Origin of the sequence: Kitasatospora cheerisanensis KCTC 2395 (assembly GCF_000696185.1) — a bacterium.
In the GTDB taxonomy this organism is placed as follows: Bacteria; Actinomycetota; Actinomycetes; order Streptomycetales; family Streptomycetaceae; genus Kitasatospora; species Kitasatospora cheerisanensis.
Genome location: NZ_KK853998.1, coordinates 42,504 through 50,647, shown reverse-complemented (window position 1 = coordinate 50,647; position 8,144 = coordinate 42,504). Strand labels below are relative to the sequence as shown.

At 71.3% G+C, this 8,144-nt stretch carries 7 protein-coding genes and 1 CRISPR repeat array; of the genes, 4 read left to right on the top strand and 3 right to left on the bottom strand.

Annotated elements, in window-relative coordinates:
* The 3 genes from KCH_RS43090 to KCH_RS38445 all read right to left on the bottom strand — a co-directional run.
* Window positions 1-311: hypothetical protein (locus tag KCH_RS43090; protein ID WP_035875902.1), on the bottom strand; the 311-nt coding region annotated here is incomplete at its 3' end.
* A 180-nt stretch (window positions 312-491) separates the two neighbouring features.
* Window positions 492-1,058 carry a hypothetical protein gene (locus tag KCH_RS36120; protein ID WP_157032489.1) on the bottom strand — a complete coding sequence of 189 codons (567 nt, stop codon included), beginning with the start codon at window positions 1,056-1,058 and terminating at the stop codon, window positions 492-494.
* Window positions 1,059-1,172: 114 nt separating this feature from the next.
* A complete protein-coding gene (locus KCH_RS38445; protein ID WP_051654110.1) occupies window positions 1,173-2,051 on the bottom strand; it encodes a hypothetical protein in 879 nt (292 codons plus the stop codon).
* 337 nt (window positions 2,052-2,388) lie between these two features.
* Between KCH_RS38445 and KCH_RS36110 the strand changes: the two genes are divergently transcribed.
* The 4 genes from KCH_RS36110 to KCH_RS36090 all read left to right on the top strand — a co-directional run bounded on the left by KCH_RS36110 (window position 2,389) and on the right by KCH_RS36090 (window position 6,988).
* A complete protein-coding gene (locus KCH_RS36110; RefSeq protein WP_035875897.1) occupies window positions 2,389-3,168 on the top strand; it encodes a GntR family transcriptional regulator in 780 nt (259 codons plus the stop codon).
* On the top strand, window positions 3,165-3,701 hold the full coding sequence (locus KCH_RS36105; RefSeq protein WP_035875894.1) for a GNAT family N-acetyltransferase: 537 nt from the start codon (window positions 3,165-3,167) through the stop codon (window positions 3,699-3,701). The genes KCH_RS36110 and KCH_RS36105 overlap by 4 nt, the downstream gene beginning before the upstream one ends.
* Window positions 3,702-4,817: 1,116 nt before the next feature.
* Window positions 4,818-6,077 (top strand): hypothetical protein, encoded by a 1,260-nt coding sequence (locus tag KCH_RS42025; protein WP_157032488.1) that lies wholly within the window; start codon window positions 4,818-4,820, stop codon window positions 6,075-6,077.
* Window positions 6,074-6,988, top strand: coding sequence for a DciA family protein (locus tag KCH_RS36090; RefSeq protein ID WP_035875886.1), 915 nt, complete (start codon window positions 6,074-6,076; stop codon window positions 6,986-6,988). Before KCH_RS42025 ends, KCH_RS36090 begins: the two co-directional genes overlap by 4 nt.
* Window positions 6,989-7,207: 219 nt before the next feature.
* Window positions 7,208-7,724: direct repeats of the CRISPR family, unit length 29 nt; unit sequence CGGCTGACCCCCGCTCGCGCGGGGAGGAG.
* Window positions 7,725-8,144: the final 420 nt, after the last annotated feature.

Below are 8,144 nucleotides of genomic sequence, written 5' to 3'. Positions count from 1 at the left end.
GGTGCGGGGCGGTCGGCGGTGGGGGTGCGGGTCAGGCCGGCCGGGATCTCGCGGCGGCGGCTCTCGCTGGTGCGGACGCGGTCGGTGAGGCGTTCGGCGATGGCGATCAGCGCGTCGAGGCCGGTGAGGTGGTCGGGCAGGCCGTGCTCGGCGGCGTGCAGCCACACGTCCTGGGCGATGTCCTCGTCGAGGTCGATGGCGGTGGGGCCGATGGCGGCGAGGAGTTCGGTGACAGCGGCCTGCAGGCGGCACGCGTAGCGGGTGTAGAGGTGGGTGAGGTCGGCGGGCTGGTGGTGGATGATGGTGTCCACGGTCGTTCTTCCTCTCGCCTGGTGGGCGTGGTGGTGCGCGGCCGGTCGGGCCTCGGGGGCGCAATCCCCGAGGCCCTCTTCTGTGTGGTCGTGCTGGTCGTACGGACCAGCACGGCCGCCGCCCACCCCGGTGTGCGGCGGGGTGGGCGGCGGCCGTGAAGGGCCGTGCGTGACGCGCTGTCAGGCGACGGGGGCCTGCGTGAAACAGGCGAATTCGTCGGTGACATCGGCACCGGCCTCGTCGAGGACCTCGATGCTCCAGGCGTGGCCGCGGGCGGCGGCCCGCATCACGACGGGACCGATCAGGTCGACCTGGCGCCGGGTCAGGGTCCGCTCCATCAGCCTCGCGTCGGGGCCGCAGGAGTACCGCAGCAGAACGGTCTCCTCGACCGGCTGCGCGGCGGGCGCCGGGGCGAGCCGGCGGACCGCGATGTACGGCACGGCCAGGCCGCGGTGGGTCCGGGCCGGGCCGACCACGCGGACGTGCCGGCCGACGGCGTAGTGGTCGGCGGGCATCTCCATCGCCCGGGCGAGGTCCAGGGCGGCCAGGCCCCGCGCGCCGCTGGCGGTGCGCAGGTGCAGCCACAGGGTGCGGCCGGTGTGGCGCCGGTCCGTGATGATGCCGGTGGCGGTGACGAGGCGGGCGTCGGTGAGCCGGTGCAGCGGCGCACTGGCGGGGCCGGCCAGGCCGAGAAACGTCGCCTTGAACGCGCTGCCGATGTGAGTGCCGGTCGGGGCGGTGGTCATCGGGGTAGTGGTGGTCAGGGTATCGAGCGTGGCGGTCACGAGGCCTCCGGGGCAACGAGAAGCGGCGGCCCGGAGAGATCCGGGCCGCCGCAGCGAGAATGAGATGACAGAGGGTCAGGCAGTGGTTCCGGCAGCGGCTCGGGCCGCCGCCCGGCGGATCGGACTCGCCTCCCGGATCGCGGCCTCGGTACGGGCCTCGGCCAGCGCACGGGCGGTCTCGCGGGTGTCGCGCTCCTCGACCTGGAGGTCCGGGCCGTAGAGACGCCGGCGGGTGTCCGCGTGCAGCGCGTGGGAGGTGGTCCGGCGGACCATGTCGGCGTTCTCGGCCTTGGGGTACCGCTCGGCCCACTGGGCGGTCCGGCGCCGCAGCCGCTGCTCGGCCTGGCCGCGCTCGGCGATCCGCTGCCCCTGCTCGGTGCGGGCCTGGGCCGCACGGCGCTCCGGCTCCCGGTACAGCGCGACCCGCAGGTCGCCCTCCAGCCGCAGGCCGTCGGCGCACTGCTGCGCCGGGTCGGTGCAGGCGGCGCAGCGGGAGCGGTGCGTCTCGTAAGCGCGGCGGGCGGAGTCGGCGGTCGGCGCGGCCGGGGTGAGCTGGTGAAGCGCCGGCGGGACCGGCGTCTTCACCTTCCGCAGGACCTTGGTCGGCCGGCGGGCGGCGACGTCGGCGCTGGCCTCAACCTGCTGTTCCCGCAGCCGAACCAGCGTCACGTCGATCGTGACCAGGCGGTTCGAGTTGCTGCAGCGGCGGGCACCGGGAGTGCCGGCCTTCGTGGTGTGGTGCGGGACCAGCTTCCACTGCCTGGTGCCCTTGTTCAGGGTCAAGGGGCACCAGGTCTGGCAGGCCGGGCAGGCCAGGACCTCGGCGCGGTGGGTGAGCTGGACCGAGGCGATGGGGAGCATCGACACCAGGAGCGCTGGCTGGGAGGAGACGTTGGTGGTGCGGGTCCGGCTCTTGCGCTGCCGGGCGGTGGGGATCGCGGTCGAGGTGGTCATTAGGTGCTCCTCGTCTGTGCGGAGAGAGGTGAGGGCCGCGTGGTGCTCTCTCCGACCGCCAGGCCGCGCGGGAATCCCGGCGTCCTGGAGAGCGGACAGCGCATCAGCACTGCCTGCGAGGCAGTCGCACGGGTTTGGTGGAGCTACCCGGCACCCGGTGGGCGGCGACTACCTGCGGTTTCGCATTGAGCGAGGTGACCAACAAACACCACCTTGCCCTCTTGCCCCGCTTGTTGGGACAAGTTGTATAGTGATCGTGCACCCACGCGGAGCTACAAGTCAAGGGGGGACGCACAACATGTACCAACAGGCTGGTTCAGTAGGGCAAGATGAGCCCATGAGCAAACCGTTGTATCGCCAGGTCGCCGACACCCTTCGGGCGGAGATCGCAGACGGAGTCTTCGGACCCGGCGACGACCTTCCCTCCGAGCGGGAGTTGCGCGAGCGCTTCGACGCCTCCCGCAACACGGTCCGGCAGGGCTTGCAGCTGCTGGTCTCGGAAGGCTTGCTCAACTCCTCACAGGGCCGCGCCTACCAGGTCAGGTCCCACGAGATCTTCGTCCTCAACGCGTCCAAGTTCGAAAACCTGCAGTTCTCCCAGCGAGAGGATGGTGACTCGTACGACAACGAGGTGCTGCACTCCGGACGACAGCCCCACCAGGAGTTCCGAGTCGAGATGGTGAAGGTCCCGCAGGACATCGCCGAGCGGCTCAAGGTCGCGCCAGGCGAACAGGGGGTCCTCCGGTTCTGCCGTCGCTTCGTTGACGACACGCCCTGGTCGACACAGGCCACTCACTACCCGAAGTGGCTGGTCGACGCACACCCCCGCCTCGCCGAACCCGACGATATCGAAGAGGGCAGCACTAGATACCTGGCCGACCGAGGTATCGAGCAAATCGGCTACCACGACGAACTGATGACCCGGATGCCGACTCCGGAAGAGGCCCGCGAACTCCAGATCGGCCCCGGCGTTCCGCTGCTGATCTGGATCCGCACCGGCTTCAGCACGGACAAGCCGGTGCGCTGCACGCGCACCACGTTCCGCGGCGACCTGAACCACATCACCTACGACCTGGGCGATCTCCGAGCCCTCACCACCAGAGGCGACCTTCATTGATCATCACCCGCGCAACGCCGACCGATCTGCCGCTGCTCCTCCAATACCGGCAGGAGGCAGCGGCCTGGCTCAGCGAGCTAGGGATCAACCAGTGGAGCAACGCCTTCCCCGAGGCCCACATCCTGGCGAGCATCGAGGCGGGCAACGTCTTCCTATTGAAGGACGGGCCCCACACCGCTGGCACGATCACGCTCGACAGTGAGCCCGAGCCGGACCTTTGGACAGAAGCCGAACTGCGCGAGCCGTCCATGCACCTCCACAAGCTGATCGTGAGCCGTACTTACGCGGGTCAAGGCCTCGGCAGTCGCCTGGTGGACTGGGCTAGCGACCGCACTGCGCAGGCTGGCGGCCACTGGGTCCGAATCAACGTGTGGAGCACCAACGATCGTCTCCAGGCCTACTGGGGCCGCCAAGGCTTCCAGCATGTGCGGACCGTGGTTGGCGGCGGAATCGGAGGCGCTGGTGTTGCTGGGTGGCTCGGCCAACGCGCGGCGCACCGGAGCGATCGACACGGATTCGTCGAGGTGATCTAACGACCGTTCACCGGCACTCCCCCCTTCTGCCGGCACCCGGCGTCGATCACCGTGCCTCGACAAAAGGGGCCGCAGAAAGTGACACGACACGGTGACAGTGAGATGTCACCGGCACTTGTCACCTCCGAACAACCCGACCGCAATGCCACACTCGCCGCATAGACAGCTGGGGAGGGAACTTCAATGGCTGGTGACCGTCCGGACTGGACGCGTCGAATGGTTGAGTACAAGTCCGCAGTCGCCGCGACCTTCAGCACCACCACTAGCACGTTGTTCCCCGAGCGCGGTCGGCCGGACGATCGCGCCGAAATCCTCCAGGTCAGCGGCATGCGACGGGACCGAAGTGACGCCCCCGCATACACACGGCACCCCGTCATGGAGTTGACCGCATGGGTCCTCCAGCGAGGTGCCGTCTGCGTGGGGACACACCTCACCCCCCGAAGGGGGCTGGTGTGGTGACTTAGACCATAGGGGTGCCGGCCCTTGCCGGGGCTGGCTACCCCAAGACCGCATTCAGTGGATGCCACCACCACGTGCGGTCTCTCGATCCGCTCGGTTTGCCGACCGAGCGAGGGCCCGGAACGGACCTCGGCTTGCCGGCCGGGGCCCAGGAAGGGCGGAACTACAGGTTCTCCAGAACCAGGCCCCCGGAAGGGGCCCAACTTGCTGTACCAGCTCCCGCCAAGGAGCTGCTGTTGCCGTACCTCCGCGAGGAGGCCCGTTGTACCGGCCCCAGACGAGGGGGCCGTTGCCGTATCCAGTTGAGAAAAGGAGGGCTCTGTCATTTTGCAGCAGCTCAGCACCCCTTTCCAGTCTTCCCATGTCGCGGCCGAAGGGCACGGCGTCCCCAGTCCAAGCCCGCGCGACGCGGGTGAGGAGGGGAGAGATCTCTCTTCCCCCGTTCCTGCCTTGGGATTCGATGGCGGACCAGTTGACGGACCGGTTGTCGGAGACACCACCTCGCTCCCCACGGGAGTGACGTACATCACACGTCCGGATGTACGTGTCGGGGGTGCCGATGACAGCCCCTCGGATGTAGGTCCGGCCGCGCAGCATATTCCCGGCCAGCGCCGGCAGTCGGTCGATATTGCTCCGGCGCCAGCCCAGGTGGCGTGGGTGCCGCAGGAGCAGCAGTTGGTGTCCGGGGCGGCGGGGCGAGTCACCCTGGACGGGTACTCGTGGCGACAGGCCGCGCACTGGGTGCACGGCGCTGGCCTGTACGTTGCGACGCACGGTCCGCGATTTGGGGAGACGACGCTGCGGCTGGTGGAGGTGCTGGCGGAGCTGACGCCGTGCCGGCCGACGATCGCGTACCTGATGCGGCGGCTCGGTTGCTCGCGTCGGACCGTGCAGTACCACCTGGGGATCCTGCGGTCGACCGGACTGCTGGCCTGGCGGTCGATCGGCACCCGGCTGCCGATGACGGAAGGCCAGAAGCGGGTGGAGAGCCTGGCGTCGGAGTACGAGCGGCTGATCCCGGTCTCCTACGACCAGGCGCTGGGGATCCGCACCGCGGGCGAGGGCCTGGAACGCCGGATGGTCGGCATCTCGGAGGAGGGCCGGACAATCATCGCGGAGCTCGGGAAGAAAGCCGCGACGAAGCCCCGGCGAGTCTGCCGCACCGTTCGTCACAAGAGCATCGGACGGCCCGTCAAGAACCCTCGTTGCACCCCAATGGTGGGTGGTACCACCCACTACCTGAGCTCTCCCTCCGTGGGTGATCAAAAGACTACGGGCGGCGCCCGTGTCGAGAAGTCAGCCACCAGGAAGAAGCGCCCGGCGCGGCCGACCGGAGAGCGGCGCCGTACGGTGCTCGGCCAGGTCGTCACCGCCGCGATGATGGCGGCCGGTGACCGGATGGCCCAGGTCGCCTACCGGCGGGTGCCGTGGGTCCGGCGGGCCAGCCACGACCAGCTGCGATGGGTGCTGAACGACATCGCGGACCGCGGCTGGGGCCCGGAGCGGGCGGTGGCGTGGCTGGCCGAGATCGCGGGCCAGTACGGCGCCGGGGCGCTGTGGCGGCCGGAACGCCCGCACGCCCTGATCGCCCACGCCCTGCGCCAGGAGACCGAGCAGGACGCCTACGACCAGCAGCTGCGGCAGGACGTCGCCGCCCGCGTCGAGCCGATGGACAACGCGGCGATGCGTGAGCTGGCGGGCCTGGCCGGCCTGTTCGCGCTGATGGACACCCCCGGGCCGAACCCGGAGTCCGGCCCGGCCGAGGAGACCCTCGCGCAGGCCCACTGGGCGCCGCGCACCGTCGTCGCCGCGATCGACGACGACGTGGACGCCGCGATCGACCGCTACGGCATCGACCTGGTCGCCCGCTACGCCGGGCTGGCCGCCAACCCCAACGTGCAGATCGGAGTCCGGTGAGCGCCACCGACCCCACCAGCAGCGCCGTCCGGGCGGCCGCCGAGCACCACGACGGCCACGACCAGGCCCACGACGACGTTCGCGAGCCGCAGCTCTCCGGTGCGGACCTCGCCCGGACCATGCTGCGCGCCGCCCAGCGGGCCGCCCGCACCTCCAGCCACGCCCCGGCCAAGCGGAAGCCGCCGACCGCGCGGGAGATCGCCCAGCTCGGCCGCGACGCCTGCGAACCCGCCCTCGCGGGCGGCGTCATTGCGACGATGGCCGACATCGCCGGCTGGGCCACCGGCACCGCCCGCGGAACCCTCCACAACAAGTGGGCGACCATCGTCGGCGACCAGCACGCCCGCCACTGGACCCTCGCCGGATTCGACACCACCACCAGCACCCTGCGCATCCTCGCCGACACCCCGGCCTGGGCCACCCAGCTGCGCCTGCACCAGCGCGACGTCCTGCGCCGCCTCGAGCAGCACCTGCCCGCCGGAAGCGTCCGCGCCCTCGACGTCCGCGTCGGCCGCGCCAGCAGCGAGAGTGCGGACCTGGACAACGACCCGCACTACACCCCGCTCGCCCCAGCCCTGCACCCCGTGGCCGACAGCGGCGTCTACCGGCAGCTGCGCCAGCAGATGACCGAGTTCACCGCCGACCGCCAGGCCGCCATCGAGGAGGCCGCCGCGGAACGCGAGGAGATACTGCGCCGCCACTACAACCGCCTCCGCGAGCCGGAGACCACCGACTGGCTGCCGGTCGAGGAGGACCCGCAGCTGGCGGCCGCGACCGCCCACGCCCGCGAGCAGCGCCAGCGGCACCGCGCCGCACTCCTGCGGGCCCGCGCCGAGCGAGCCGGAGCCACCCCGCTGACCACCGCCCGCCGTGCGGCCAAGGCACCGGCCGCCGTGCGAGGCGCCGCGTGACCTGCTGTCGGTCACCACCCGTGCTGAGTCCATTGGTGACGCCCGCCAGAACGTCGGGCAGCCGCAGCCGGTTGCGGAGCTGGGCGGCTCCTCCCAACGCAGGGTCGGGTGCTCGCGCGGCGACGACTCGGCGCGACCGAGGAACGCGCCGAGCGCGCCCGGCTGACCCCGCTCGCGCGGGGAGGAGCCCTTGCGGCCCAGGAAGGAGGCGAGTGTGCCCGGCTGACCCCCGCTCGCGCGGGGAGGAGTGATTCGGGCGGCCGTCGTTTCGGCGGCACGCCGGCTGACCCCCGCTCGCACGGGGAGGAGGTCGCAGGGAGGACCTTGCCGGTGGCACTCTCCGGCTGACCCCCGCTTGCGCGGGGAGGAGGACCTGGAGGGCATGCTGCCGGAGTGGGCTCGCGGCTGACCCCCGCCTGCGCGGGGAGGACGATGATCCACGTGGCCAGTTTTTCGGCGTCGGCGGCTGACCCCCGCTCGCGCGGGGAGGAGCGACCCACCCGGTTCAGGACGCGCCGCTTCGGCGGCTGACCCCCGCTCGCGCGGGGAGGAGACGCCAGCGATGTACTCGTCCCAGCGCTGCAGCGGCTGACCCCCGCTCGCGCGGGGAGGAGTTCAGGGAGAAGCCGCGCGGCCTGGGCTACCGCGGCTGACCCCCGCTCGCGCGGGGAGGAGTGGTCGCTGACCAACACCAGCGCCCCGCAGTACGGCTGACCCCCGCTCGCGCGGGGAGGAGGCTTCGCGACCTGCAGCGTTGTGGCGGCTTTGCATTTTCTTTGCAGTGCCTGGCGGTTGAGGGAGGTTCAGATCTCAAGGGGCGGCGTGCGGGGGCATCGTGTCACGGCAGTACGACGGTTCTCCCGGTGATGCAGATTTCAGACCCGCGCCGACTGAAGCGCGGGGACCACCCGGCCCGGCCGCCGCGGCGGCGCCGAGGACCGCCGACGGCCGACCCCGATCGAACAGGGAGAACCCGGGACTCCGAGGCGAGAGCCTGCATCCCGCCGGCTGACCCCCGCTCGCGCGGGGAGGAGAGCAGCAACGGTTCTCCGCCCCGGCGGGCCGGCGGCTGACCCCCGCTCACGCGGGGACGACGACGGCAAGGTTCGCGGCGGCCGGCCGCAGGGCGGCTGACCCCCGCTCGCGCGGGGAGGAG